Origin of the sequence: Chryseobacterium sp. 2VB (assembly GCF_005503635.1) — a bacterium.
In the GTDB taxonomy this organism is placed as follows: Bacteria; Bacteroidota; Bacteroidia; order Flavobacteriales; family Weeksellaceae; genus Chryseobacterium; species Chryseobacterium cupriresistens.
On record NZ_SCNC01000003.1, the window covers coordinates 276,117 to 301,761 of the forward strand.

The window sequence follows — 25,645 nt, forward strand, 5'->3', positions numbered from 1 at the left end:
ATGGCAACAGTTAATCTTTCCGATTACAAGCCACTTCATATAACGAATGCCGAAGATTTTTCTATCGGCATTGTTTTTTCTGAGTGGAATGATTTTGTAACCTACAATCTTCGTAATGCAGCCTTGGAAATCCTTGAAAAAGAAGGGGTAAAACCTGAAAACATCAAACTTTTCCCTGTACCAGGAGCTTTCGAATTAAGCTATGCAAGCATGCAGCTTTGCAAAGAGAGAAAATATGACGCAGTAATTTCTATCGGATGTGTGATCCGTGGGGAAACTCCTCATTTTGACTATGTATGCTCTGCAGTAGCGCAGGGAATCAAAGACTGTAACATCATGACGGACACCCCTACTATTTTCTGTGTATTAACAGATGATACCAAAGAACAATCTATTGCAAGAAGTGGTGGTGATCTTGGGAACAAAGGGGTGGAAGCAGCCGTTACTGCGCTAAGGATGATTGATTTCAAAAAGAAATTATCCGACAAAAAAGGAAATATCGGTTTCGGACACTCTTAATCAACGATGTATTTCGACAATATAATGGGGCTATTTTTTAATAGTCCCTTTTTTATTAGTATATAAATAATTCATAAATCTTATTAATAAAAAGGATGTTTTTCTTTTTTTCCGTCAAAAGTTCCCTACAAAAACTATCTTTGTGAAAATTAATAAAGACAGTCAATACATGTTTTTAAAGAAAATAAAACCTTTCCTGTACTTAGGAATTTTCTATCTTATTATTTCGTTGATAATAAGGATAGTATTCTTTTTTCATCCCATCACTACCGCTAGTTTCGGATTTTTTGAAGTCGTAAAAGTTTTGTTGATCGGTCTGGTGAATGACATTTTTGTGTTCATATTGGCCAGCTCCATTCTCGCCCTTTACTTTCTCTTTCTTTCCGATTCAAAATATAAAAAGCCTTACGGTTATAGTATTTTGGGAGCATTAGTCCTTTTCTTCCTTTACATCTGGCTTGTTCCGAATAATATTTTCAAGCAGTACGGAGGTTCTATCATGGAGATTGCTCTTGTTTTCGTAGGAATAAAGACGCTTTTCTTCGGATTGATGCTGTTCCTTCCTGGACAAAGAATTAAGATTCGTAATGCATTATATTTCATAACGTTATTATTATATGTTCTTCTGATTATTTTCAACGGGGTAAGTGAATATTTCTTCTATAATGAATTTGGAGTTCGTTATAATTTTATTGCTGTAGATTATCTTATCTATACCAATGAGGTGATTGGGAATATCATGGAAAGTTACCCTGTAATTCCATTGTTTTCAGCCATCATGATTGTTACCCTGGTCATCACATGGTTTATTTATAAGAAAACAAAAGATGAGCTTCTGGAACTACCAGATTTTAAACAAAAAATGGTGCTGCTGGGTAGTTTTATGGTACTTTGTGCGTTGAGTGCACTGGCCATACCTTCCTTGATGCAAATCAGATCAGACAATGTTTTCGCAGACGAAATTGAAGCCAACGGAATTCCTAAGTTCTACTGGGCGTTTACCCATAATGAACTGGATTATTTCCAGTTTTATTCACAGATTAACCAACAGCAGGCTGAAAAGAATTTCTTAAGCCAGTATCCACAACCTACTTTATCAAGAGCTGTTGTTGCAGAACAGCCTGAAGTGAAGAAAAACGTAGTATTGATCTCCATTGAAAGTCTTTCTGCAGATTTCATGGAACATTATGGCAATACCCAAAAAATTACTCCTTTCCTGGACAGTCTTGCTGATAAATCACTCATGTTTACCAATCTGTATGCAACCGGAAACAGAACGGTACGCGGACTGGAAGCTTTAACATTGTGTATTCCCCCAACTGCAGGGGAAAGTGTCATCAAGAGAGATGATAATAAAAATAAATTCACAACCGGAAGTGTTTTTAAATCCAAAGGATATGATGTTAAATTTTTATATGGCGGATACAGCTATTTTGATAATATGCAGGACTTCTTCGGAGGAAACGGCTATGGTATCGTAGACAGAAATAACTTTAAACCTGAAGAAATTACTTTTGCCAATGTTTGGGGCGTTGCTGATGAAGATATGGCCAGAAAAGCTATTCAGGTAATGAATGCTGAAGCCAAGTCAGGAAAACCGTTTTTCAATCACTGGATGACGGTTTCCAACCACAGACCTTTTACTTATCCTGACGGAAGAATTGATATTCCGGGAACGGCAAAATCCCGTGAAGGCGGTGTAAAATATACAGATTACTCTCTTAAGCTGTTCTTTGATATGGCTAAGAAACAGGATTGGTATAAAAATACAGTTTTTGTGATCATCGCAGACCACTGTGCATCCAGTGCGGGAAAAACGGAACTTCCGATGGATAAATACAGAATTCCTGCTATGGTATTTTCTGAAGGATTTATTCAGCCTCAGAAATTTGATGCGCTGATGTCTCAGATCGATATAATGCCGACCGTTTTGGGCTTATTAAACTTCAGCTATCAGTCTAAATTCCTGGGTCAGGATGTGTTCAAACCTGAATTCCAGCCTAAAGCTTATGTGGCGACCTATCAGGATCTTGGCTTTATCAAAGGTGAACGTCTGACCATTATTTCGCCGGTAAAAAAGGTAAAACAATATTCTTTGGAACTGGAAAAAAGCGATTTGAAACCGGAATTTAAACTGTATTACAACGAGAAATTATTAAAAAATCCAGATCAGAAACTGGTGGATGATGCTGTATCAGCTTATCAGTCTACCTCTTACTGGCTAAAAACAAAACAACTCAACAGATAAATATCTAAATATTTTCGCTTATAATCTGGCGTAAAATATTTAAATTAACCCATAAATTTATTAGTATGAAATGGACAGACGACAGAGGCGGAAACGTTGATGACCGCCGTGGTTCAGGAGGCGGAAGTGGCGGTATGATTGTAGGAGGCGGACTCGGAACTTTAATTATAGCAGCCATCGTATTCTTTTTGGGTGGTGATCCATCCGGTATCTTGAATTCCGGAGGCATGCAGCCTTCAGGAAATTCCGGAGAACAGAGAGAGCTTACTGCCGATGAAAAACAAGTTGGAGAAATGGTTGATATGATGGCCAAATGGAATATTCTTACCTGGGATCAGATTTTTAAGGAAAATGGAATGACTTACAGTGCTCCTCAGGTAGTTCTTTTCGAAAATACAACATCTTCAGCATGTGGTACGGCTCAATCTGCCATGGGACCATTCTATTGCCCGGCGGATCAGAAAGTCTATATGGATATGAGTTTTTTTGGTGAACTTCAGCAAAAATTCGGAGCTAAAGTAACAGAATTTACGGTAGCTTATGTTCTTGCGCATGAAGTAGGACACCATGTTCAGACCCTTTTGGGAACTACACAGAAAGTGGATGCGCTAAGAAGAAGCGGAAGATATTCCGAAGAGCAGATGGACAGAGTATCCGTTGCTACAGAATTACAGGCTGATTTCTATGCCGGAGTATGGGCAAAAAGAACCAACGACAGCAAACATATTCTGGAACCGGGAGATATTGAGTCTGCCATAGATGCTGCCGAAGCGGTTGGCGATGATAATATTCAGAAAAGAGCACAGGGATATGTGAATCAGGAAAGTTTTACCCACGGCTCTTCTGCACAGCGTAAAGAATGGTTTATTAAAGGGTATAACACCGGAGACATCAGACAGGGTGATACTTTCAACCAGCTATTAAAATAGTTTTTATCAAAAATTATAATGACATAAAAAAGCGGTCTTAAGTCAAGACCGCTTTTTTATTTATTGCAATTCAATAGGATTAGAATTTTTCTTAGCCTCTTCTTTCACCCTTTCTTCCATTCTTTTTCTCATATCAGCAGGATTTTGGTTTCCGCCGCCGGGGCCTCTTCCACCTCCGCCTATTCTTATTGTACTAGAAAATCCACCTTGTCCGCCGCCACTTTGGCTCATAAACGACATCGGATCAGCTTTGAATTTTTGCTGCTGCTTGATATAATCTGTTCTTTTTACTTTCAAAGTATTTCCAAACTGATTCAAAGCCGGAAACTCAGCAATTTTATAATTTTTCATGAGATCAAAAGAATAATCTCCTTTATCATCTTCCACTTTTACAATCAACCCCGGAAGTCCTCCGAACTTATAAGGTCCATCCTGATAAGGAAGATCTGTTGTAAACCACGCCGTCCATTTTCTTCCTCCAAAATCGGTTTCAGCTTTCTGAACTTTGTATTCACCAATTTTTCTCGTTTCTGACTCTATTTTCCAGTTCAGAGGTCTGTCTTCCTCGTACGAATAGAGATCACGACCGATTCTGTCTTTAAAATAGGTCTTTTGATTGGTTTTATCTTTTTCAATGGAATAGCTGATATTCGTTTTCAATCCTTCCATCTGATCTCTGTTGATGCTTGCTCTTCCGCCTCCGCTCTGAAATGCTTTTTGCATAATAGAATCTCTTTTGATTCTGTTTTCAGAATAAAACACTGATTTTTCCGGAGAAATATCCAGATAAGCATTTTCAGTCTTGATATCTGTTTTATTTTCAGCATCAGGCTTCATCGTCACCTGATATACGAATCTGTTGGTTTGTGCAGAAACATTCTGTATGAAGAGCGCCAATGCGATAACACCTATTTTTTTCATTTATATTTTTATTTATTGAGCATTATTAAAAGAAAGATTTATTGTACTTTATTTTTGACAAGTTTTCTCCCTTATTGCTTGATTATATGTCTTCCTTATAGATTTAAAATACGATTCAAGGTTAAAATTATGAATAAAACCTTAACAGAAAACGGCTCAGTTTATCTTTTTTTAACATCATTTATCCTCTGATAAATTGCTATTAATATCATAATCATTAAAATAGACATCTTCGATTTGAGATTGCGGAAATTAGTTTGTATTTTTGCATCATTAAATCATTCTAAATAAATACAATGATAAAAGTATCAGACCATGCAAAGGAGAAAGCCATCCAGTTAATGACGGAAGATGGTTTTAACCCTGCTGAAGATTATATAAGAGTAGGGGTAAAAAGCGGCGGATGCTCTGGTTTAGAGTATGTTTTAAAGTTTGACAACGAAAAAACAGACACAGATCAGATTTTTGAAGATAATAACATTAAAATTATTATAGATAAAAAATCCATCCTTTATTTAGCAGGAACAACTCTTGAGTATTCAGGAGGATTGAACGGAAAAGGGTTTGTTTTTAACAACCCGAATGCATCCAGAACATGTGGATGTGGGGAATCATTTAGTCTTTAGAGAAAAGACATTAGATCCTAGATTTCAGACCTCAGAGCTATTCTGACTTCTGAAATCTAATCTGAAACCTAAAAAAAAATAATGAGTAAATATACAGAAGACGATCTAAGAGTCGATCTAGAAAATAAAAAATATGAATTCGGTTGGGAGACGAAGATTGATTATGAAGACTTCCCGACTGGTTTAAACGAGGATATCATCCGTGCGATCTCTGCTAAAAAAGAGGAGCCGGAATGGATGACTGAATGGCGATTGGAATCTTTCAAAATCTGGCAAAAAATGGTAGAGCCTGAGTGGGCTAATATCAAATATGAAAAACCGAATTTTCAGGCAATCCGTTACTATGCTGCTCCAAAAGTAAAGCCTGAACTGGCAAGCCTTGACGAAGTAGATCCTGAACTATTGAAAACATTCGAAAAGCTAGGGATTAATATCGAAGAGCAAAAAAGACTTTCAGGAGTTGCTGTAGATATCGTAATGGACTCAGTTTCTGTGAAAACCACTTTCCAGGATACGCTGGCAGAAAAAGGAATTATCTTCTGCTCGATCTCTGAGGCTATTAAAAACCACCCTGATTTGGTAAGAAAATATCTTGGAAAAGTAGTTCCGAGAGGAGATAACTTCTATGCAGCATTAAATTCCGCAGTATTTTCTGACGGAAGTTTCTGTTATATTCCTAAAGGAGTAAAATGCCCGATGGAACTTTCTACTTATTTCCGTATCAATCAGGCAGGAACAGGACAGTTTGAAAGAACGCTTCTTGTAGCTGATGAAGGAAGTTATGTTTCTTATCTTGAAGGGTGTACAGCACCGTCAAGAGATGAAAACCAGCTTCACGCAGCAGTTGTAGAGCTTATCGCTTTAGACAATGCTGAAATTAAATATTCAACGGTACAGAACTGGTATCCTGGTAATGAAGAAGGTAAAGGAGGTGTATTCAACTTTGTAACGAAGAGAGGACTTTGCGAAAGAAATGCAAAAATCTCTTGGACACAGGTTGAAACAGGTTCAGCTGTAACATGGAAATATCCTTCTTGTATCTTAAAAGGAGACAATTCTATCGGAGAGTTCTACTCTATTGCGGTAACCAACAACCACCAATATGCAGATACAGGTACAAAAATGATCCACATTGGTAAAAACACCAAATCTACGATCATTTCTAAAGGTATTTCTGCTGGGAAATCTCAAAACTCGTACAGAGGACAGGTAAAAGTAATGCCTTCTGCAAAAGGAGCCAGAAACTTCTCACAGTGTGACTCTTTATTGATGGGTAATGAATGTGGAGCCCACACTTTCCCTTATATTGAAATTAAAGATCCTACGGCACAGTTAGAGCACGAGGCTACGACTTCAAAAATCGGGGAAGACCAGATTTTCTACTGTAACCAGAGAGGTATTGACACAGAAAGAGCTATTGCTCTGATTGTAAATGGTTTCAGTAAAGAAGTTTTAAATAAGCTTCCAATGGAATTTGCTATTGAAGCACAGAAACTACTTGAAATTTCACTAGAAGGTTCGGTAGGATAAACTTTTAAAAGGATTTCAGATAAAAACCAACTGATTTAAAGGCAAGGTTTTCAGAGTTTTTATCAGATGATCAACCGTTATCAACGGGAAATAAATTATAATCTTCTCAGAAGATTACTTGTAAAATAAAATATAAAAAGCTTCTATGTCCGCTGATGAAATACTTCAGTTAAAGACAAATGTGAATATACAATGAGAAGCTCACACAATTATAAAGCAAAAGTTAGCAAGAATGTTACAAATTAAAGACCTTCACGCCAAAATTGAAGATGGCGCAGAAATATTAAAAGGGATTAATCTTGAAATAAAGCCGGGCGAAGTTCACGCTATCATGGGGCCGAACGGAGCCGGTAAATCTACCCTTTCTTCTGTAATCGCAGGAAAAGAAGATTACGAAGTGACTGGTGGAGAGATCCTTTTTGACGGACAAGACATCAGCGAAGATGCTCCTGAAGATAGAGCTCACAAAGGAATTTTCCTTTCTTTCCAGTATCCTGTAGAAATTCCGGGAGTTTCTGTAACGAACTTTATCAAAGCCGCTTTAAACGAAACAAGAAAAGCAAACGGACTGGAAGAAATGCCGGCAAAAGAAATGCTTGCTCTAATCCGTGAGAAATCTGAAAAACTGGGAATTAAAAAAGATTTTCTTTCAAGATCATTGAACGAAGGATTCTCCGGAGGTGAAAAGAAAAGAAACGAGATCTTCCAGATGATGATGCTTAATCCGAAATTGGCTATTCTTGATGAAACCGATTCAGGACTTGACATCGATGCTTTAAGAATCGTTGCAGATGGAGTAAACTACTTTAAAAATGAAGGAAATGCAGTTCTTCTGATTACCCACTATCAAAGATTGCTTAATTATATTCAGCCTGACTTCGTTCACGTGTTAGCAGATGGGAAAATCATCAAAACCGGTGATAAATCTTTAGCATTGGAGCTTGAAGAAAAAGGTTACGACTGGCTTTTAAATTAATTTGAAATTTACTATTTGAGATTTGAATTTATTGCAACATTCATGAAGTGCAGCAAATATGAATCTCTAAAGTAAAAATTGGATTCCTATTCCTCGGAATAACAATATTTTAGTTCAAAAAAAAGAAAAAATGGTGCAAACCACAGATATACCAGTAATGGCATTAAAAGAACAAATTATAGAGAACCATAGTGAATTTTTGGAGAGTCTTCGTCACAGATTTCTGGATGAGGAAAGAAAAACAGCGCTTCAGAAATTTGCAAACCTTGGTTTTCCTACTAAAAAAGACGAAGAATATAAATATACCAATCTAAAGGAGATCACGGAAAAAAGCTACAACTTCTTCCCGAAAGAGCACCACAATATCACTAAAGAGCAGTTTGATGAACTGCATCTTGGTGAAGAGAATTTTGATTGGATTGTTTTTGTAAATGGTAAACTTCACAAAGAACTTTCTAAAGTTTCTATTGAAAATGTGGAGTTCCTTTCATTCAATTATGCATTGAATGATGAGAAACATAAGGAGGTTTTTGAAAAATATTTCAATACCATTGCTTCTAAAGAACAGGCTTTTACCAACCTGAACCTTGCTTACTGCAAATATGGCTTCTTCCTTAAAGTTCCTAAAAATGTAGTGATTGAAAAGCCAATCCACGTTTTTTATATTTCTCAGAATCAGGAAGAAAACACATTCTACAATACCAGAAACCTTTTGATCGTAGAAGAAGGAGCAAAAGTAGAAGTGATTGAAAGCCACCATAATTTTGACAGCACTTATGTATTGACCAACTCTGTAACAGAGATCTTTACATACCCGAATGCGAAAGCTGACTGGCACAAACTTCAGAACGATAACAACACAACCTATCTTATCGATAATACTTTCGCAAAACAGGAGAAGGACAGCTTAACTACGGTAAACACATTCTCTTTCGGAGGTAAACTGGTAAGAAACAACCTTGATTTTATTCATAACGGATCCAATATCAATTCATTTATGAACGGAATCACCATCATCGGAAAAGATCAGTTGGTAGACCACCATACAGCGGTTCACCATAACTTCCCGAACTGTGAAAGTTACCAGAACTACAAAGGAATCTTTGACGGGAATGCTCACGGAGTTTTCAACGGAAAAGTTTTTGTGGACAAAATTGCTCAGAAGACAAATGCTTATCAGCAAAACAACAATGTATTGCTAAGCGAAGGGGCAAGTATTGATACAAAACCTCAGTTAGAAATTTTTGCAGACGATGTAAAATGTTCTCACGGATGTACAGTAGGACAATTGAATGAAGATGCTTTATTCTATCTGAGAGCCAGAGGAATTTCGAAAAAAGAAGCACAGGCATTACTTTTATATGCTTTTGCGAATGATGCTATGCAGAATATTGATATAGAGCCTCTAAAAGAGAAAATTTCGAAGCTGCTGGCCGAGAAATTAGAAGTTGATATAGAATTTTAAAACTTATATATATTGATAAAAAAGCACTTCATTTGAAGTGCTTTTTTTGTATTTACAGATTGTGTGTCTCTTATTTCTTCAACCAGCTTTGGTTATCTTTATTTTCTGAACGTTTCTTACCATTATCAAAATTATACGCCAATCCTACGCCCAATGTCTGCTTCAGCTGGGTCTTCCATATCTGATTATGGTCATACAAAAGGTCAAGGGTAACGTTGGTAGAAATATATTTATTGATTTTCATGCTCAAAACTCCGCTATATCCAAGGACAAGCCTGTCCGGATGATCAAGGTAGTTTGAGAATACAGAAGCCGTATTCAGTAGGGTTATATTCTCCATAATCTTCAGTTTGTACATTGCCGTTCCCAGGAAACCGAATTGGAAAAGAGAAGAGTCTCCATCGTTTTTAAGACCATAAGTTCCTGCTTTCTGAAGATCTTCGTCTAAAACAAAAGTCCATCTGGCATTCGCAGGTCGTAAAGTAACTGTAAGATTATCATTGGGACGGTATGTAACCCCTGCTCCTACACTCAGATATCCGGGAGCCATAAAATTGGAAATCTTTTTTGCGTCAGGATTATTTCCATCTTCATAACCCGGAGCAAACTGAGTCTGAAGCCCTGCCCCTGCAGATAAATACCAATGTTTGGCAAATTCTCTACCATAGTTTGTAGAAAGATTAATGACATCCTGAGTCTTTCTTACTCCCGTTCCCTGTGTGTTATTTTGTCCGTACCCCAGAATGATAATATTTTCCCAAAGATCTTTCCCTTTTTCATAGGTCAGGTTGTAATTAACGCCAGCAAGCCAACCTACGTTGTTGGCTCCTCCACCTACCCAGTTTGAAAAGGCAGCCTGATTAAGCATTAATGTATTTTGTCCCTGAATAGACCATGCTTTAGCTGTGTCTGATACCGGAGCTTCTGTTTTAGCCTCCTGAGCGAGTACTGCAGCCCCAAAAGAGATAGAACTGATCAATAAAAGTTTTTTCATAATGTTGATTTATTACAAATGTATAAATAATAATTTATGCCGACATAAAACTCACTTTAAAATGAATTTAACATAATTAAAACACAAGCCGTAATCAACTGAAAACAAACAAATTAAAAAACAAAATTACGACTCACAAACTTAACTCAACTTAAAATTCAGGCATTTAAAAAACAAAAAACACCTCATTTCTGAAGTGTTTTAATTAAAATATAAATATTCTGACTATTTTTTGATCCACCACTGGCTGTCTTTGCGATCAGAACGTTTTACACCATTTGCCAGCGTATAGGCAAATCCGATTCCAAGAGTTTGTTTCAGCTGTGTTTTCTCTATCTGATTATGATCGTATAGCAAATCAACGGTCACATTGGAGGAGATGTATTTATTTACCTTTAAGTTCAGCAAAGCTCCATAGGCAAGAACTAATCTGTCCGGGTGGTCAAGGTAATTCGAGAAGACAGAAGCCGTATTGGTTAAATAAATATCTTCCATTATTTTCAATTTATATATTGCCGTTCCCAGAAAACCGAATTGTAATAAAGAAGTATCTCCATCATTTTTTAAACCATAGCTCCCTGCTGTCTGAAGGTCTTTATCCAGTACAAATGTCCATCTGGCGTTGGTAGGACGTAATGTTACCGTGAGATCATCATTGGGTCTGTATGTGATCCCCATCCCGACGTTCAGGTAGCCTGGCGCCATAAAATTGGATATCTTTTTTGCATCAGGATTATTTCCGTCTTCATATCCTGCAGCAAACTGTGATTGAAATCCTGCGCCCATAGAGAAATACCAGCTTTTTGAGAATTTTCGCCCATAATTGGTAGAAACATTGATAACGTCCTGTGTTTTTCTGATTCCTTGGCCTTTTGTATCATTCTGCCCATATCCAAGAATAATGATATTTTCCCAAAGGTCTTTATCTTTTTCATACGTCAGATTATAATTCATTCCGGCAAGCCATCCCACGTTATTGGCCCCACCTCCTACCCAGTTTGAAAAGGCAGCCTGATTAATCATTAATGTGTTTTTTCCTAAAACCGACCAGTATTTTATGGTGTCTACCACTGCGGAATCTTTTTTCAATTCTTCTTGTGCACTTGCATACATTCCCATAAAACAGGAAAGAATCAATAAAAACTTCTTCATTACTCTAAATAATTTTCAATGCAAAAATATTAATATAATTTTTTTTAAAGCTAAATTCAGCTTTAAAAGAACCAATTTCTATAAAGTTCAATTACCTCATAACAAGATATTTCTATAAAATCAATGCCAAATAATGAGTTCAAAAATTAAATTTAATACCTTTTGTCTTAAAATCAGGCCGGTAGAAACTTATTCATCGACAAATTTTCCGAAATTTATCATTGGCTTTTGATTTGACGTAAAATCCACATGTTCAAAAATGTAATTTCCAAAAGAGCGGTTATCTATCCATTGCTGATGCTTTCAGCAATGTGGTTCGGGTACTTTTTACAAATGCAGGGCTTCTTTCAAAGCTGTTTTGGAGCCATTATTCCTCTTCTGCCTGAAGGATTGCTTGGTGTTGTTACATCTCCCCTTTTACATGGAAATATCGATCATATTATAGGAAACTCTATTCCGATAGCAGCACTTATGTTTTTGCTGTATCAGTTTTATCCAGTAGTTGCCAATAAAGTCTTTATTATCGGCTGGCTGGCAACAGGCCTTTTGGTATGGCTTCTTCCTCCTATTGATATCCTCACCGGTGAATATATGTACACCTGCACCATCGGGGCCAGCGGTGTGGTTTATGTTCTTGCCTTTTTCCTTTTCTTCAGCGGAGTTTTTAAATGGAATACAAAACTTCTTACAATTTCAATGCTTGTTGTACTTTATTATGGCAGTCTGGTATGGGGAATGCTACCTGAAGAACTGTTCTACAACATGCAGGAACCAAGTAAAATTTCATGGCAGGCCCATCTTTCCGGAGCTGTAGTAGGTAGTATTATCGCCTTTGCCTTTAAAAATGTGGGAGAAAAGAAGAAAAAATTTATCTGGGAGTTTCCGAATTATTACAGCGAAAAGGATGATAAATTATGGCAGGAATACAGGGAAAATCATCCTGAAGATTTTATGGAACTTCCCTACAAGAAAAAGGATGATATCTGGGATCATTTGGATGAATTAAGAAAAAGATAAAACTTATTTCATTACATTTGAAAAAAAACACACATGAATTCCGAAGAATACTTCTATGCCATCGCCCTCCGCGAGTGCAGCCAGATTGGTGATATCCATTTTCATAAGCTTGTCCATACTTTCGGAAGCGCTCAGGACGCCTGGAAAAGAGCAAAAAAAGAGTATAAACAACTTGATGGCATAGGACAGAGAACGGTTTCAGATATTGGAAATACATCTCATTTGGAATTCGCAGAAGATGAATTAAATTTTTGCGAAAAAAATAATATTCAAATCAGGCTGAAACATCTTAAAGAAACGCCCTCCCTGCTTAACGAATGTAATGATGCACCGGCTATCCTTTATCAAAAAGGGAATATTGAAAATATACAACCTAAGGTAAGTATTGTAGGAACCCGGAATATGACAGCGTATGGGAAACAATTCCTTGACGATTTTTTCGAAGCGACACAATCTTCAAAATATGTAACGGTGAGCGGCCTTGCTTTGGGCATAGACAAAGAGGTTCACGAACAGTCTATTCGTCATCAAAAACCTACGGTAGCTGTTCTTGCCCATGGTTTTAAATATTTATATCCTGCCAAAAACAGAAAACTATCTGAAAAAATTTTACTGGAAGGTGGTGCATTAATCACAGAGTTTAGTTCATCCAGAAAACCGGATCGGGAAAACTTCATCCAGAGAAACAGAATTGTGGCAGGAATATCTCCGGCAACGATTGTAGTGGAAACCGGTTTTGGAGGAGGCTCTGTAAGCACAGCAGCCTTTGCTAATGATTATAATCGTGATGTTTTTGCACTGCCCGGAAAAATTACGGACAGCTCCAGCCAGGGTTGTAATCAGCTGATTTTCCATAATAAAGCGACAGCCATTTCTACCGTGAAAGACCTTATCGGACTCCTTGGATTAAATGAACCCAAAGAAAAAATGGAAGAGTTATTTCCTTATAGTGAGACTATCACCCAATTATCTGATAATCAAAACTTAATATATCAATCTGTTAAAGACCAGCCTCAGATTTCTTTAGATGATCTGGCACAGAAAATTGATCTTCCTACCCACAAAATCTTACCAATAATTTTGGAATTGGAACTTTTAGGGAAAGTAAAATCATTTTCCGGGAGGCAATTCATCGCAATTTAAGATTTAACGATTTCTTAATACTGCATTATTTCACACATAACATTTCATTTTTAATAAAATTTGAACACAAATTATCAATTTAATAATATTACGAAACATTATTATTTAATTTTTAACAATGTTAAAATATAGTGTTGTGAATCTTGAAAAAAAAATTAAATTTGTTGACAATAATATTCAACCTTAATATATGGAACAATATAATATTGACCAGAAAATCCAAGAGTTTATTGCAAAAATTGAAGCAAAAAATCCTAACGAACCGGAATTTTTACAGGCTGTAAAAGAAGTTGCCGTAACCGTAATTCCATTCATTGCTACTAAAAAAGAATATACCGGAATGAAGCTGCTTGAAAGAATGGCTGAAGCTGAAAGAATTATTATTTTCAGAGTTCCATGGGTTGATGATAAAGGAGAAATTCAGGTTAACAGAGGTTTCAGAATTCAGATGAACTCTGCTATCGGACCATACAAAGGAGGAATCCGTTTCCACCCTACTGTCAACTTATCCGTTCTTAAATTCCTTGCTTTCGAGCAGGTATTCAAAAACTCTTTGACAACTCTTCCTATGGGAGGTGGTAAAGGAGGTTCAGATTTTGATCCACAAGGAAAATCTGATATGGAAGTAATGCGTTTCTGCCAGGCTTTCATGACAGAATTATGCAAGCACATCGGTCCTGAAACAGACGTACCTGCAGGAGATATCGGTGTTGGAGCAAGAGAAATCGGATATTTATTCGGTCAGTATAAAAAAATCAGAAACGAATTTACCGGAGTTCTTACAGGAAAAGGTCTTGCGTATGGAGGTTCATTAATCCGTCCTGAAGCTACAGGATACGGTGTAGTATACTTCGCTGAGCAGATGCTTAAAACGATCGGACAGGATTTCAAAGATAAAATCGTTACAGTATCAGGTTTCGGAAACGTAGCGTGGGGAGTGATCAAAAAAGCAACCGAACTAGGTGCTAAAGTTGTAACAATCTCTGGTCCTGACGGATATATCTACGATAAAGATGGTATCAGCGGAGAAAAGATCGATTATTTATTGGAACTTAGATCTTCAGGAAACAACAGAGCTGAAGACTATGCTAAAAAATATCCATCTGCTGAATTCCACGCAGGAAAACGTCCTTGGGATGTGAAGTGTGATGTTGCCTTCCCTTCTGCAACTCAAAACGAATTAGATTTAGATGATGCAAGAAAATTAGTTGAAAACGGATGTATCTGTGTAACTGAAGCAGCTAACATGCCTTCTACACTTGATGCTATCAACTATTTCTTAGACAATAAAGTATTATTCTCTCCTGGCAAGGCTTCCAATGCTGGAGGTGTTGCGACTTCAGGATTAGAAATGACTCAGAACTCTATCCGTCTGAACTGGACTTCTGAAGAAGTTGACGCAAGATTAAAGGAAATCATGATCGGTATCCACAAAGCTTGTAGAGACTATGGAAAAGACGAAGACGGTTATGTAAACTACGTAAAGGGTGCAAATATTGCCGGCTTCGTAAAAGTAGCAGAAGCAATGTTGGCTCAAGGAGTTGTGTAACAAAAAAATAAAGGTTGGGAAAAAATCCCGACCTTTTTTGATATAGCCTGTTCCCGGGATAATGGGAAAAAAGTAAAAAGTGAAAGGAGAAAGCGCTGCTATATGCAGTGCTTTTTTTTATTTTTATATCATGCAAAACACCTTTACCAATATTGATGAATATATTCTTCTGTTTCCGGTAGAAGTACAGAAGAAACTTCAAGAACTTAGAAAAGTAATCCATCTACAGGTTCCGGATATTGAAGAATATATTGGGTATCAGATGCCCGCCTTCCGGTACAGAGGAAAACCTTTGGTTTATTTTGCCGGATATAAAAAGCATATCGGATTCTATCCGGGAGCTGAAGGCATCCGTACTTTTGAGACAGATTTTAAAGAGAGAAAATATAAATTCTCTAAAGGAGCCGTGCAGTTTCCAATTCATGAAAATCTTCCGCTCGATCTGATCACTAAGATCATCCTGTTCAGAGCACAAGAAATTGAACAAAAAAAATCCTGAAATACAAGATTTCAGGATCCGACTAGTGTTTGCTAAAGTGCTTACTTTTTCTTCTTTTTGTCTTTCTTTTCCTCTTTAGGAGTATCTGCAGGCTTTGTTGCATCAGTAGGTGTTGTACTTACTGACGGATCAGTTGCCGGTGCAGTTTCCATTGTAGTGGCAGGTGATTTGTCCTGTTGATTCTTTGGATCCGAAGGACTTGTAGTCTGTGTATTCGGTTGTTGAGTCTGAGTTGTCGTAGGGTTATTAGTGGAAGTATCGGCTGGCTTTTGTGGTGTTGACTGTGCTGATACTGCGATTACTCCGACTAATGTAAACGCTGCCGTTAAAAATAACTTTTTCATAATGTAATATTTAAATGATTGTTTAACTTAAACGAAGCATCATTTAGAAAATTATGCGTAAAAAGCTTATTTAACGTACTTTATAATTATTTAAGAGGAATTTGCAAAAACGAGTCCGGATAATTTGGCTGGAAGAGTGATGCTGGAGACTGGAAGTTTTTAGAGTAGAAATAACAGTTTTATGATCAACGATAAGAGCTTCCTGCTTCCATCATCCGGCTCCCCGCCTTAGGCTTACTTCGTCACATTCTTCATCATTTTTTCTACAAATTCAAATGCCGCCGGGCAGATTACCGTGTTTTTCAGCATCAGGTTATTGATCTGATAAATCTTTTTACGGTCTGTATGAGGATATTCACGACAGGCTTTCGGTCTTACATCGTAGATAGAGCATGTATTATCGCTGTTCAGAAAAAAGCAGGGAAGATTTTGCAGCACTTTGTCATTATCTTCATCCACTCTTAAAAACTTTGCTTCAAAGTCTGCGGACTTCATTCGGAGATGTTTGGCAATTCTCTCAATATCTTTTTCGGTATAGAGAGGGCCCGTTGTTTTGCAGCAATTGGCACACTGCAGACAATCTATTTCTTCAAAAACTTCATCATGGGTCTCCTGCACTATATAATCGAGATTTTTGGGCGGTTTTTTCTTCAATCCGTCCAGAAATTTCTTGTGCTCTTTCTGCTTTTGTATCGCTTGTTTTTTATAAAAATCTAAATCCATTATTCTTTATTTCTCACTGATTCCGGAAGCTCTTCTTTCTTATATTCATTGATTTTATCCAGATCCAGTACTGTTGAAAGGTTTTCCTTATTTGGATAATACATCGGAACAAATTTGGCCCCATATACAATTTCTCCCGTAGTATATGAAGATCTTTGAACCACAGTGTTTGAAAATACTTCATCAAATGCGCGAACCTGCACAATAAGCTCAATATCCGTATTTTTAAAATCCTCTTCGGAAAAGCCATAAAACGGAGAGTTTTCATCAATTTTATGCACTACAGTCCAGTTGAGAGCCAGCGTATTGATTTTGCTCATCTGTGTTGTAAGCCGGTAAAAATTGCTTTTGGCGACTCCGTTTTCCACAACTTCAATAGCCACTGATACAATTACATCTGCATCCGTCAATGCATTATTCTTATAGGGGGCAAGCCTGAACATTAATGCTGAAGATTCCTGAAAAGGAGCAATAATTGCTATATCAGAAAATCTAAGATATGCCCGGGGTCTTGAAAATCTTCCGTAGAAAAGTCCTGTTGCAATGGCAAAGGTAAGCAATCCCAGAAAAGCTTCAAATGTGGCTACAAGACTTGCCAAAAAGCCTACAGGAGCTATTCTTCCATATCCAACCGTAGTAAATGTCTGGGAACTGAAGAAAAAGACATCGATAAATTCATTGAGCGGATCACTCTTATCAATTCCGGTAAGATGTTCTACACCAATCAGATAATAGATCATTGCAAACAAAAGATTAATGATAATATAAGCAATAACCAGATAGGATATAAAACGGAATGAGGAGAGATTCAGCATGGTGTGGTACCAGCTTAGCCTGTTAAAAACATTCACTCCCCTTCTCTGAACATTCGGGAGACCGTCTTTGTTAATGAACCTTCCGGATGCATTGGTTCCGAAGCCGCTGTTCTCCGCATTTTTCTGACGGATCTTTTTTCTGAATCCTCCTGTCATTTGATAATCATTTTGACTTTATTATATGATGATTTTCCTCTACCAATAAGCCTGTTAATGATCAGCTCATTCTTTCAACATTTAAAAAGCAAAGTTAAGAATAGAATCCATTAAGATATCAATGCTTTTTAGTAATCATTTTTAAACTTTACTATTCAGATGGTAGATGGCTTTCTCAGTGGTTTAATTGAACTTTGCCCAGATAACAAAACACAAAAAACAGCAGACATTCAGAATTTCTGCTGTTTTTTTAATGTATATTAAAGTACTTTTAAATCCTTTGCGCAGGTGATTCCATTACCGTAACACTTACATTGCTGACAGATTTTACGATTCCTGACTCTCCATGTATATTGGTAAGAAAATCTGGAAAGCTTTCGATAGGAAAAGCCCAATAATAATGGCCATCTACGGAAGAAGGAAAGTTCGCCTGTAATCTTCCTTTTAATTTCATCGGTACAAAGTATTCAACGGATGATCCCTTCAATTTTGTAAGGACAGAAATTGTTTTTTTAGAATGAGCGGGCACAATGGTCTTGTAGCTGCTGGTTTCGGTAATTTCTTCAGAATTTTCCGTACCTTCCGTTGTATCTCCTCCCACCACAACTTTTGTGCTTGCTGAAGCTTTTGCAACCAACGGAATATCAACGGATACTGAAGCTGCCACTTCAAATGAGCCCGATACAGTACGTTTCCAGGAAGTAGAATATCCTTTTTTATAAGAATACGTTACGGTAATTTCACTTTCTCTGTCGCCATTGTTAATTGCCTCCGTAGTATAGGCATTGTCCGGTAGATCTGCACCGTCTGTTTTTATGGTTACCTCAGGAGTTCCCAAAACAATGGAAACATTAGGGTTTGGAGCTGTATTCCGGGCATCTCCATCTACAGAAAGGTCTGGATTAAATATAATTCCATCCGGAACCTGGCCGGAATAAGCAAAAACGTTTTTCAACCGTGTTCTTTCTCCCGAATAACTTACATCATATCCCATATCTTTCAGGTGATTTGCCTTGAAAGGGATTTCACGCTCTTCATTTGGCGAACTATAGCTGGCACCCAAACTATTATTCCCTGGTAATTTAAACTCATCTACAATTTTCCAACCCTGCTGAAGCATCTCTGCCTCAGTCATCTGTGATTTGTTTACTTCAGAATAATTTACTTTTTCCGAATCATCATTAATAGCACTCACTTCATCCCTTGAACATGATACCGAAAACATCAATAAGAGAATACAAATAGAATTGATTTTTTTGATCATTTTAATAATTTTTTTAGTGTTTAATAATTAAATTTACAAAAAACGAATTCTTTTAAAGTCTTTTTTTGAGAATTAATCAAATTTTAATCTTTCCCAATTTTTCTTCTTATCGTATCATATTTTACTCTAAAACACTGTTAATATGAAATTTATCAATTTCGGGAATGGAATTCTTAATACGAATTATACTAAATTTGAACTATGAAAAAGCTTGAATCAAGAGAAGACATTGAGCACCTTGTCAATTCATTTTACAACAAAGTTGTTAAAGATGAAACCATTGGTTTCTTTTTTAATGATATCGCTAAGGTAGACTGGGATCAGCATCTTCCTAAAATGTATTCTTTCTGGGAGTCTATCCTTTTCGGACAGATGACTTATAAAGGAAATCCAATGGGTGTACACTTCCCGATTAACGAGATACAGGCTATGGAACAGAAACATTTTGACCGATGGCTGGAACTTTGGCGCAGCACTATTGAGGAAAACTTCGTAGGGGAAAATGCTGACATGGCGATGTACAAGTCAGAGAATATAGCAAAACTGATGGCTTTCAAAATGGAGCTGGCGAGAAGGTTGTAGTGATATGGGATTCGGGGTACGGGATATAGATATCGAGGTTAACTTCCTGGATTTCTTTTACAGATAAACAGATATGTAATTTTGTACTTTTTCTTTTTATGGAACAATCACTGTAAAGATATAGGCTGCCAGATTCACCAAAAGAACGGTTCCGTAAAGGATGTTTGTCTTACCCCGGCTTAATGAAAGCATTACAATAAATACAGATAAAGAAAGCAGAATAATGTCTTTTTTATCCAATCCTAATACAAGTGGAATATTGTACATGATGCACACTACTGAAACCGCAGGAATAGTAAGACCGATACTTGCCAGTGCAGATCCCAATGCCAGATTTAAGCTGGACTGGATTTGATTGGCTCTTGCCGCACGGATCGCTGCAACCCCTTCCGGGAGGAGAACCACGGCAGCAATAATTACCCCAACCAGGGATTTCGGAGCTCCAAGGCTTTGTACCATTCCTTCTATGGTATCGGATAACCCTTTCGCCATCAGCACGACAATAACAAGACAAATTACCAGAAAAATAAAGCTGATAAGGGTTTTTGATAACGAAGGAATATAATGTTCCTCAGGATGCTCATCAGGAACAATAAAGTAGCTTCTGTGGCGAACGGTCTGCACCATCAGGAAAACCCCGTAAATGGCAAGACACGCAATGGATATAAAAATAAGCTGTGCTTCGTTATAGAAAGGTCCGTTGACACTTGATGTAAAATTGGGAAGAACAAGGGTAAGTACCAGGATGGAAACAATACTCACCAGATAAGTAGTTGCTGAAGTCCTTGCAAAGAACTGCTCGTGATATTTAACGCCGCCTACCAGAATACATATCCCCAGAATTCCATTAAGAATAAGCATTACGGCAGCAAAAACGGTATCTCTGGCCAGCGTGATCGCCTGATCTCCGCCGGCAACCATCAGCGAGATGATAAGTGCCACTTCAATAATGGTGATACAAAGAGCCAGGATAATCGTTCCGAAAGGTTCTCCTACTTTATGAGCTACCACTTCAGCATGATGTACTGCAGATAAAACACTTCCAATTAATAAAACACCGGCAAGCACATCATAAAGAACACCACTTCCCATCAAACCGGAAAAGTAGTATCCTACTGCCAGAATAGGAAAAATATAGGTATAATGTAAAAGTTCTCTTAGTCTCATATCGTGACTACAAAATACAAAAAATCTATAATAATTTCAATATTAAAAGAAAATATTAATAATATTTTAATGAGGCCAGAAGTTAAAATCCTGATAATCTGTGAACATATGGAACAGAAGCCCAATTCCTATGATCCTGATATTTCCTTTAAAGAACAGCAGCAAAAAATACACCGCAATGGCATAATAAGAATGTAGGAAATGAAATCCTATGCTTCCTCTTGAAGGATCAAAAATTGGATTGGCAAAAAGATGGTCAAGATCTACCAGCATGGTAGCAAGAAGAATAAAATATGCCTTTTTCCAGTTTTTCCGATAAAAAATCAATGCAATAAAGACCGGAAAAACAAGATGCAAAAAATAATGCGTAAAAGTTTTGAGCAATGCGATATCTGATGGCGCCATTTAAGAAAATTTTATTCGGTTTCTATGCTTACCACCGTAAAATTAAGGGTAATTCTCCTTTCTTCACTTTTATTTTTAGCCAATAATTCTGAGCCTTGTTCCCATATAACACGTAATCGATGTCAGAAATGATCTTTTTTTCACTGTCACTCAGCATTTTCAAAGATGAATACAGCAATGCATTATTTCTGATTATAATATAGTTTTGCTTTAACCTGCCTGGTAATGATATCGGATTTCGGGTTGATTTTATCGTAACACCTTTATTATTTTGCGTGATTTTATTAGGTTGAAAGGGAATTGCAGTGAATTGATTTTCGTTGTTGATCCATTTTTCGGACTGGAAATACTGCCAGGTTTTCTCAGGATCATTACTCAGAATATCGATCATATAGCCGGGCTGGGTAATCTTTTGAGCCGTCTTTTTTTCAACTTCATTAAAATTATCATCATATTCATACGTGACGATGGTATCATTGATCTGTCTAAGATCTGCAGCAGCCTTTAAAGATGTTATCTGTGAAGAATTTGGTATACTTTTTTTGAAAAAACGGGTAAAATTCCTGATGTTTTCTTTGTCTAATTCAAGTTCCAGAAAATGATTTCCTTTCTCAGCTTTTGAAGCAATCGTATTAAAAATCTCCGGATTTGAATTATTATTGATTTCAATTTCATCCTCATTTAGCTTAATGGAAAAGGTTTGGATTTTCTGCCCTGAAATGAATGAAATGCTTCCCACTGTATTTTGAATAAAACGGCCTGCCTCCCAAACAGGATGTCCGGATTGGTGGAGAAGTTTTTTCTGAATGGTTCCAAAAGCAAGGTCAGACGTTCCTGCAATGCAATGGTTCCCATTGATCATAAAGAAAAACTGATCTTTCTGAAAAAGGTTATTTCCTTTGGCCACAAAGTTTTGTTTCTTTAAATAGGTAATGAATTTTTGCGAATCTTTAAGCTCTAAAACACTGTACCATTCTGAAAATTTAGTGTCTTTAATATGAAATATCTGTAGAAAATCCGGAATTCTGATTCCTGAATCTTTCAGTGAACCGGAGGTTTTACTCTTTGCTTTGCTTCCGAACCATTTTGAAGGATGGGTTGCTAAACTGAAGAGGTATTGTCCCGTTAATTTCTTTGTGTCGATTAAGATCACTGCATCTGCATTATCAGGAATATATTGAAGACTTTTATTTTTGTGAAAAGCTATAAAATATACTGCAACAGCCAGCAATAAAAATAACGGGACAATAATCTTTTTTTTGTTCATCTATAAAATTTGAGGCTTCTTTTCTGTTTCTTTAGCTTTAAAAACCTGATCGAATATATCAAAGAAATACATTAAGCTGTTTTCCGAAGAATCTTTGATGTTATAGTTCATTTCAGTCTGGATACTTTCTCCTTTTACTTCCGTTTTATAATACAACTCTCCTACATTTTTTTTGATCGCCTCTAATGTTTTTCTTTCTTTCGGAGTTTTGAATTCTTTGTCTAATCCTGTTAAAAGTTTCTTGATATCCAATCTGCCGGATAAAGGATATTTAGCAGAGTCTTTTGCCCATTTTCTGGAAATATCAGATTGGTTTACCGGTAAATTATTATCTGCAGCACTCATTAAGTACACCACCCCATCTTTCACAGTAAAGAATAACTGATCAACATAACCGCCGTTTTTTTCTTCCTTAAAGGTGTACACATTTCCTTTTTTAGAGAATCTTTCAGAAAACTTTTTATTGGTGGTCAGCATATCAAAAATACGATTCCAATAGCCTTCGTTCTCTGTTGCAAAAGCGAAAGTGAAGTTAGGAACAGCGATTTCTTTGGTTTTCTTTACTTCTTTTTCATTGAAATCAGCATCGTATTCATAATCGGTGTATTCTACGGTTTTGGATTTTAATTCATTCAAAACAAAGATTCCGTTTCCAGGGGCAATTTTGGCAATGGCTTCTTCATCCAGTACTATCTTCATAGTTTCCATGATCAGCTCCATTTCTTTTTTGTATTCATTTTCCCCGGAATTCTGAAGAAGGCTGTACATCATGTCGAAACATTTTGCCCCATTCACATTCATGGCATAGTAACCTACACTTTTTTCATTGATCAGCTCCAGCAGTTTTTTGTTTTTCTTCCCTTTATAAATGGCAGAAATATTCTTTTGAATGTCAGCATTTTTGTGCTGATAATTATTGACAAGTCTTACTTTATCTTTATCGAAATACAGATTGTATACATAATTGGAATTGTACATGTTTTTGAAAAACTGTCCGTAGCCATAATACTTCGTCATTTTTCCATAGATCCCTTCATTTACAATTCTTCCATAGTCTGTGTACACAAAAACATCGGAATTGGCATCTCTGAATGAAAGCATTTCTTTAGGAACTTCAATCTCTAAATTTGAACTGAAATATTGGTCGAAACGATCTTCAGCGTTCTTTTTAACCACCTTAAAGTTTTCTCTCCTGATAGAGTCCTGCTCTTTCTGATAGGCTTTATCTTCTTCCTCATCATATTCCGCATCAGGCATTTCCTCTCCATTTTCAGAATTCTCAGCACTTTCCTTCTCTGCAGGATATTTATGATGTTTTTCCAGGTATTTGATATCTTTCTGGATTCTTGCAATCTCGTTGTTGTTTTCTTTAATACTTTCTTTCAGATATTTGATATCTTCTTTCAGACTTTTAATTTCTTCTTTATAATCGAAAGGTTTTTCCGGTTCTTCGGTATACACTGTATCTCCCGGCTCTGCGTAAGCGGAGTCCACCACCGCAACTGCTGTACTGTCTGTAACTGCTTCTTCTGCCCAAAGATCCTTATAAGGTTTGGTATAGCTGATCATACTGAGAACAGCACGGCTCCCGTTCCAAGCCACAAAAACATCATCATTGATATCTACGTAAGAATAGTTCTTTCTGCTGGAAACTTCCTGTCCTTTTTTCTTCACAGAATTAATGAACTCCTGAAACTTTTCTTTATTATCAATGATAAAATGAGTATTGTAGGTCTTAATAGAATCATTAAAACTTGCGTAATGGTATTGGACAGCATCGTATTTAATTCCTGTTTTGGAATAATCTGTCCACGAAAGCTTTTCTTTACTCTTTTTGCTGAGCTCATGCAGCAAAGGGTTCAGTTTATCCCAGTTGATTTTGTTATTAAGCTGCTTTCCGTTGACTTCCATGTAAAATACAGCGTCGGAAGGGATTTTCATACTGTTTTGGCCCAAAACCAATGTAAAGCCAAAGAGTATGAAAAATATTTTTTGCGTTTTTAATAAGATAGATTTCATGACTATAGTTTAGAAATTTATTGAAAAAGAATGGTATTTTGAATTTGCTTTTTTTGAAGGATGAGGTCCAGAATATCAGCTTCCAGTTTAAGAGCCTTTTTGTTGGGAGAAAGCACATAAGTAGTATTCGATTGTGATTTCACTGGAGTTTCAAACTGCATAATGGAAGTATATTTCGCATCAGTAAAAACCTCTTTGTCCGCCTTACTCATCTTGTCATAGTCAGCTTTGAAAGTATTGACTTTATTCCTTATCAAGGTCTTTTTTTCAAGATTCTGGCTGTACACCTGGGTTGGAACCATTTTACCCAATATTTTCTGGGCTTTCAGTTTTTCCAGACCGGCATTGATATTTTCGATTTTTTTGAAATTACAGCTCAGTTTGATGATGTAATTATCAAAATCCATGGAGGTTTTCACATTGCTGATTCCAGGAGTTCCTTTAAAAATTCTGGCAGCTTCATTGATTTTATTTTCAATTTCTGACTTTTTAGGAACTTTTTTTCCGTTGATGGTTTCCATTTTGGAGATGGAAGCCAGTCTTGTCTTGCTCTTACTGGCGTTAAGAATAATAGTATATTCTCCTGTACCATCAGCTTTTACGTTCACCTTATCCAGGATATCGAAGCAGCTTGTTAAAAAAAGCAGGGGAAGCAGAAGTAGAAATAGTTTTAATATTTTTTTCATGATCAGGTTAAAAGCACAAAATTACTTAATTCTGGCCTTACATCCTTATAATCTTTGATTTTTTGGGCATAAATAGCTGTTTCCCGGTACTTTTTCAGGGGAAAATACGGTATTGCTTCCGTATATTATTTTTTAAACACGCCCTTTAAGATAATCCTGGCGAAGATCTTCATCCAGTTTTTCAATAGCATACCGAAGACAGGTTCTGGGCATTTCTTTGTAGTGCAGATTCAGATAGCTGATCAGTTCTCCTTCATTTTTATTTCCCATTTCTCTTAGCAGCCATCCATTTGCTTTATGCATCAGGTCATGGGAGTGTTTAAGATTTCTGGTGACAAATTCTTTGGTCAGATCAAATGATCCTTTTTTTATATAATGCATTGTTCCCACTACAGCAATCCTTTTATGCCACATCTCATCAGATTCCGAGAGTTGCTTAAGAAGGCTTTCTTTCTGATTTTCATAAGCATATCTGCCTAAAATTTTATAGCAGGTAGAATCTACCAGATCCCAGTTATTGATATAAGGAAGATGATTGACTAGTCCTGAAAAACTGATACAGATTATAGTACAAAAATAAATAATTAAACCAGAGTAATTTTACTATTGCTTTGGTTTTTGTTTTTATAGGTTTTCATTTTAATTTGTG

Annotated in this window: 25 protein-coding genes; 12 read left to right on the forward strand and 13 right to left on the reverse strand. The window is 36.7% G+C overall.

Annotation, left to right across the window (positions count from 1 at the left end; all coding sequences use genetic code 11):
• The 3 genes from ribH (at nucleotide 1) to FFS26_RS05270 (ending at nucleotide 3,696) form a co-directional block, all read left to right on the forward strand.
• Nucleotides 1-519 carry a 6,7-dimethyl-8-ribityllumazine synthase gene (gene ribH / locus FFS26_RS05260; RefSeq protein WP_110009104.1) on the forward strand — a complete coding sequence of 173 codons (519 nt, stop codon included), beginning with the start codon at nucleotides 1-3 and terminating at the stop codon, nucleotides 517-519.
• 169 nt (nucleotides 520-688) lie between these two features.
• Nucleotides 689-2,767: an LTA synthase family protein gene (locus FFS26_RS05265; protein WP_137904483.1), complete on the forward strand. Its 2,079-nt coding sequence runs from the start codon at nucleotides 689-691 to the stop codon at nucleotides 2,765-2,767.
• A 65-nt stretch (nucleotides 2,768-2,832) separates the two neighbouring features.
• A complete protein-coding gene (locus FFS26_RS05270; protein WP_137904468.1) occupies nucleotides 2,833-3,696 on the forward strand; it encodes a neutral zinc metallopeptidase in 864 nt (287 codons plus the stop codon).
• A 60-nt stretch (nucleotides 3,697-3,756) separates the two neighbouring features.
• On the opposite strand, the gene FFS26_RS05275 is transcribed toward FFS26_RS05270, so the two are convergent.
• Complete coding sequence (locus tag FFS26_RS05275; RefSeq protein WP_137904469.1) at nucleotides 3,757-4,617, reverse strand: GLPGLI family protein; 861 nt, start codon at nucleotides 4,615-4,617, stop codon at nucleotides 3,757-3,759.
• 296 nt (nucleotides 4,618-4,913) lie between these two features.
• Between FFS26_RS05275 and FFS26_RS05280 the strand changes: the two genes are divergently transcribed.
• The 4 genes from FFS26_RS05280 (at nucleotide 4,914) to sufD (ending at nucleotide 9,214) form a co-directional block, all read left to right on the forward strand.
• Nucleotides 4,914-5,243: a HesB/IscA family protein gene (locus tag FFS26_RS05280; protein WP_062673099.1), complete on the forward strand. Its 330-nt coding sequence runs from the start codon at nucleotides 4,914-4,916 to the stop codon at nucleotides 5,241-5,243.
• An 81-nt stretch (nucleotides 5,244-5,324) separates the two neighbouring features.
• Entirely contained in the window at nucleotides 5,325-6,773 is a 1,449-nt protein-coding gene (gene sufB, locus FFS26_RS05285) for a Fe-S cluster assembly protein SufB (RefSeq protein WP_137904470.1), read from the forward strand.
• 232 nt (nucleotides 6,774-7,005) lie between these two features.
• Complete coding sequence (gene sufC, locus FFS26_RS05290; protein WP_110009100.1) at nucleotides 7,006-7,749, forward strand: Fe-S cluster assembly ATPase SufC; 744 nt, start codon at nucleotides 7,006-7,008, stop codon at nucleotides 7,747-7,749.
• Nucleotides 7,750-7,906: 157 nt separating this feature from the next.
• Nucleotides 7,907-9,214, forward strand: a complete 1,308-nt coding sequence (sufD, locus tag FFS26_RS05295; RefSeq protein WP_137904484.1) for a Fe-S cluster assembly protein SufD — start codon at nucleotides 7,907-7,909, stop codon at nucleotides 9,212-9,214.
• Between the two features lie 70 nt (nucleotides 9,215-9,284).
• On the opposite strand, the gene FFS26_RS05300 is transcribed toward sufD, so the two are convergent.
• Nucleotides 9,285-10,208: a DUF3078 domain-containing protein gene (locus tag FFS26_RS05300; protein WP_137904471.1), complete on the reverse strand. Its 924-nt coding sequence runs from the start codon at nucleotides 10,206-10,208 to the stop codon at nucleotides 9,285-9,287.
• Nucleotides 10,209-10,433: 225 nt separating this feature from the next.
• Nucleotides 10,434-11,360, reverse strand: a complete 927-nt coding sequence (locus FFS26_RS05305) for a DUF3078 domain-containing protein (RefSeq protein ID WP_137904472.1) — start codon at nucleotides 11,358-11,360, stop codon at nucleotides 10,434-10,436.
• Between the two features lie 249 nt (nucleotides 11,361-11,609).
• Here FFS26_RS05305 and FFS26_RS05310 point away from each other — a divergent pair, with 249 nt between their 5' ends.
• From FFS26_RS05310 to FFS26_RS05325, 4 genes are all read left to right on the forward strand, one after another.
• Nucleotides 11,610-12,377 carry a rhomboid family intramembrane serine protease gene (locus tag FFS26_RS05310; RefSeq protein WP_110009097.1) on the forward strand — a complete coding sequence of 256 codons (768 nt, stop codon included), beginning with the start codon at nucleotides 11,610-11,612 and terminating at the stop codon, nucleotides 12,375-12,377.
• Between the two features lie 33 nt (nucleotides 12,378-12,410).
• Complete coding sequence (gene dprA / locus FFS26_RS05315; RefSeq protein ID WP_137904473.1) at nucleotides 12,411-13,520, forward strand: DNA-processing protein DprA; 1,110 nt, start codon at nucleotides 12,411-12,413, stop codon at nucleotides 13,518-13,520.
• Between the two features lie 190 nt (nucleotides 13,521-13,710).
• Nucleotides 13,711-15,069 carry an NADP-specific glutamate dehydrogenase gene (gene gdhA / locus FFS26_RS05320; RefSeq protein WP_062673086.1) on the forward strand — a complete coding sequence of 453 codons (1,359 nt, stop codon included), beginning with the start codon at nucleotides 13,711-13,713 and terminating at the stop codon, nucleotides 15,067-15,069.
• A 79-nt stretch (nucleotides 15,070-15,148) separates the two neighbouring features.
• On the forward strand, nucleotides 15,149-15,568 hold the full coding sequence (locus tag FFS26_RS05325) for an iron chaperone (protein ID WP_228449393.1): 420 nt from the start codon (nucleotides 15,149-15,151) through the stop codon (nucleotides 15,566-15,568).
• A gap of 41 nt (nucleotides 15,569-15,609) precedes the next feature.
• Here the strand turns inward: FFS26_RS05325 and FFS26_RS05330 are convergent, their stop codons facing one another.
• The 4 genes from FFS26_RS05330 to FFS26_RS05345 form a co-directional block, all read right to left on the reverse strand.
• Nucleotides 15,610-15,912, reverse strand: a complete 303-nt coding sequence (locus tag FFS26_RS05330; protein ID WP_137904475.1) for a hypothetical protein — start codon at nucleotides 15,910-15,912, stop codon at nucleotides 15,610-15,612.
• Nucleotides 15,913-16,146: 234 nt separating this feature from the next.
• Nucleotides 16,147-16,635, reverse strand: coding sequence for a YkgJ family cysteine cluster protein (locus FFS26_RS05335; RefSeq protein ID WP_137904476.1), 489 nt, complete (start codon nucleotides 16,633-16,635; stop codon nucleotides 16,147-16,149).
• Nucleotides 16,635-17,606: an ion channel gene (locus FFS26_RS05340; RefSeq protein ID WP_137904477.1), complete on the reverse strand. Its 972-nt coding sequence runs from the start codon at nucleotides 17,604-17,606 to the stop codon at nucleotides 16,635-16,637. The genes FFS26_RS05335 and FFS26_RS05340 overlap by 1 nt, the downstream gene beginning before the upstream one ends.
• 271 nt (nucleotides 17,607-17,877) lie before the next feature.
• Complete coding sequence (locus FFS26_RS05345; protein ID WP_110009090.1) at nucleotides 17,878-18,870, reverse strand: hypothetical protein; 993 nt, start codon at nucleotides 18,868-18,870, stop codon at nucleotides 17,878-17,880.
• Between the two features lie 201 nt (nucleotides 18,871-19,071).
• Here FFS26_RS05345 and FFS26_RS05350 point away from each other — a divergent pair, with 201 nt between their 5' ends.
• Nucleotides 19,072-19,452 carry a group III truncated hemoglobin gene (locus FFS26_RS05350; RefSeq protein WP_110009089.1) on the forward strand — a complete coding sequence of 127 codons (381 nt, stop codon included), beginning with the start codon at nucleotides 19,072-19,074 and terminating at the stop codon, nucleotides 19,450-19,452.
• 96 nt (nucleotides 19,453-19,548) lie between these two features.
• Here the strand turns inward: FFS26_RS05350 and FFS26_RS05355 are convergent, their stop codons facing one another.
• The 6 genes from FFS26_RS05355 to FFS26_RS05380 all read right to left on the reverse strand — a co-directional run bounded on the left by FFS26_RS05355 (nucleotide 19,549) and on the right by FFS26_RS05380 (nucleotide 25,581).
• Complete coding sequence (locus tag FFS26_RS05355) at nucleotides 19,549-20,619, reverse strand: calcium:proton antiporter (protein ID WP_110009088.1); 1,071 nt, start codon at nucleotides 20,617-20,619, stop codon at nucleotides 19,549-19,551.
• A gap of 66 nt (nucleotides 20,620-20,685) precedes the next feature.
• The gene (locus FFS26_RS05360) at nucleotides 20,686-21,024 is read right to left on the reverse strand and encodes a DUF6122 family protein (protein WP_047376129.1); all 339 of its coding nucleotides are present in this window, start codon (nucleotides 21,022-21,024) and stop codon (nucleotides 20,686-20,688) included.
• A gap of 28 nt (nucleotides 21,025-21,052) precedes the next feature.
• Nucleotides 21,053-22,291, reverse strand: a complete 1,239-nt coding sequence (locus FFS26_RS05365; protein ID WP_137904478.1) for a hypothetical protein — start codon at nucleotides 22,289-22,291, stop codon at nucleotides 21,053-21,055.
• Complete coding sequence (locus tag FFS26_RS05370; protein WP_228406454.1) at nucleotides 22,292-24,232, reverse strand: hypothetical protein; 1,941 nt, start codon at nucleotides 24,230-24,232, stop codon at nucleotides 22,292-22,294.
• Between the two features lie 95 nt (nucleotides 24,233-24,327).
• The gene (locus FFS26_RS05375; RefSeq protein WP_110009085.1) at nucleotides 24,328-24,996 is read right to left on the reverse strand and encodes a hypothetical protein; all 669 of its coding nucleotides are present in this window, start codon (nucleotides 24,994-24,996) and stop codon (nucleotides 24,328-24,330) included.
• Nucleotides 24,997-25,128: 132 nt separating this feature from the next.
• Nucleotides 25,129-25,581, reverse strand: a complete 453-nt coding sequence (locus FFS26_RS05380) for a DNA alkylation repair protein (RefSeq protein WP_317129452.1) — start codon at nucleotides 25,579-25,581, stop codon at nucleotides 25,129-25,131.
• Between the last annotated feature and the right edge of the window lie 64 nt (nucleotides 25,582-25,645).

What these genes read in the sequence shown, in the direction of transcription:
- ribH (WP_110009104.1), top strand. Translation starts at nt 1, where the DNA reads ATGGCAACAGTTAATCTTTCCGATTACAAGCCACTTCATATAACGAAT.
- FFS26_RS05265 (WP_137904483.1), top strand. Translation starts at nt 689, where the DNA reads ATGTTTTTAAAGAAAATAAAACCTTTCCTGTACTTAGGAATTTTCTAT.
- FFS26_RS05270 (WP_137904468.1), top strand. Translation starts at nt 2,833, where the DNA reads ATGAAATGGACAGACGACAGAGGCGGAAACGTTGATGACCGCCGTGGT.
- FFS26_RS05275 (WP_137904469.1), bottom strand. Translation starts at nt 4,617, where the DNA reads ATGAAAAAAATAGGTGTTATCGCATTGGCGCTCTTCATACAGAATGTT.
- FFS26_RS05280 (WP_062673099.1), top strand. Translation starts at nt 4,914, where the DNA reads ATGATAAAAGTATCAGACCATGCAAAGGAGAAAGCCATCCAGTTAATG.
- sufB (WP_137904470.1), top strand. Translation starts at nt 5,325, where the DNA reads ATGAGTAAATATACAGAAGACGATCTAAGAGTCGATCTAGAAAATAAA.
- sufC (WP_110009100.1), top strand. Translation starts at nt 7,006, where the DNA reads ATGTTACAAATTAAAGACCTTCACGCCAAAATTGAAGATGGCGCAGAA.
- sufD (WP_137904484.1), top strand. Translation starts at nt 7,907, where the DNA reads ATGGCATTAAAAGAACAAATTATAGAGAACCATAGTGAATTTTTGGAG.
- FFS26_RS05300 (WP_137904471.1), bottom strand. Translation starts at nt 10,208, where the DNA reads ATGAAAAAACTTTTATTGATCAGTTCTATCTCTTTTGGGGCTGCAGTA.
- FFS26_RS05305 (WP_137904472.1), bottom strand. Translation starts at nt 11,360, where the DNA reads ATGAAGAAGTTTTTATTGATTCTTTCCTGTTTTATGGGAATGTATGCA.
- FFS26_RS05310 (WP_110009097.1), top strand. Translation starts at nt 11,610, where the DNA reads ATGTTCAAAAATGTAATTTCCAAAAGAGCGGTTATCTATCCATTGCTG.
- dprA (WP_137904473.1), top strand. Translation starts at nt 12,411, where the DNA reads ATGAATTCCGAAGAATACTTCTATGCCATCGCCCTCCGCGAGTGCAGC.
- gdhA (WP_062673086.1), top strand. Translation starts at nt 13,711, where the DNA reads ATGGAACAATATAATATTGACCAGAAAATCCAAGAGTTTATTGCAAAA.
- FFS26_RS05330 (WP_137904475.1), bottom strand. Translation starts at nt 15,912, where the DNA reads ATGAAAAAGTTATTTTTAACGGCAGCGTTTACATTAGTCGGAGTAATC.
- FFS26_RS05335 (WP_137904476.1), bottom strand. Translation starts at nt 16,635, where the DNA reads ATGGATTTAGATTTTTATAAAAAACAAGCGATACAAAAGCAGAAAGAG.
- FFS26_RS05340 (WP_137904477.1), bottom strand. Translation starts at nt 17,606, where the DNA reads ATGACAGGAGGATTCAGAAAAAAGATCCGTCAGAAAAATGCGGAGAAC.
- FFS26_RS05345 (WP_110009090.1), bottom strand. Translation starts at nt 18,870, where the DNA reads ATGATCAAAAAAATCAATTCTATTTGTATTCTCTTATTGATGTTTTCG.
- FFS26_RS05350 (WP_110009089.1), top strand. Translation starts at nt 19,072, where the DNA reads ATGAAAAAGCTTGAATCAAGAGAAGACATTGAGCACCTTGTCAATTCA.
- FFS26_RS05355 (WP_110009088.1), bottom strand. Translation starts at nt 20,619, where the DNA reads ATGAGACTAAGAGAACTTTTACATTATACCTATATTTTTCCTATTCTG.
- FFS26_RS05360 (WP_047376129.1), bottom strand. Translation starts at nt 21,024, where the DNA reads ATGGCGCCATCAGATATCGCATTGCTCAAAACTTTTACGCATTATTTT.
- FFS26_RS05365 (WP_137904478.1), bottom strand. Translation starts at nt 22,291, where the DNA reads ATGAACAAAAAAAAGATTATTGTCCCGTTATTTTTATTGCTGGCTGTT.
- FFS26_RS05370 (WP_228406454.1), bottom strand. Translation starts at nt 24,232, where the DNA reads ATGAAAATCCCTTCCGACGCTGTATTTTACATGGAAGTCAACGGAAAG.
- FFS26_RS05375 (WP_110009085.1), bottom strand. Translation starts at nt 24,996, where the DNA reads ATGAAAAAAATATTAAAACTATTTCTACTTCTGCTTCCCCTGCTTTTT.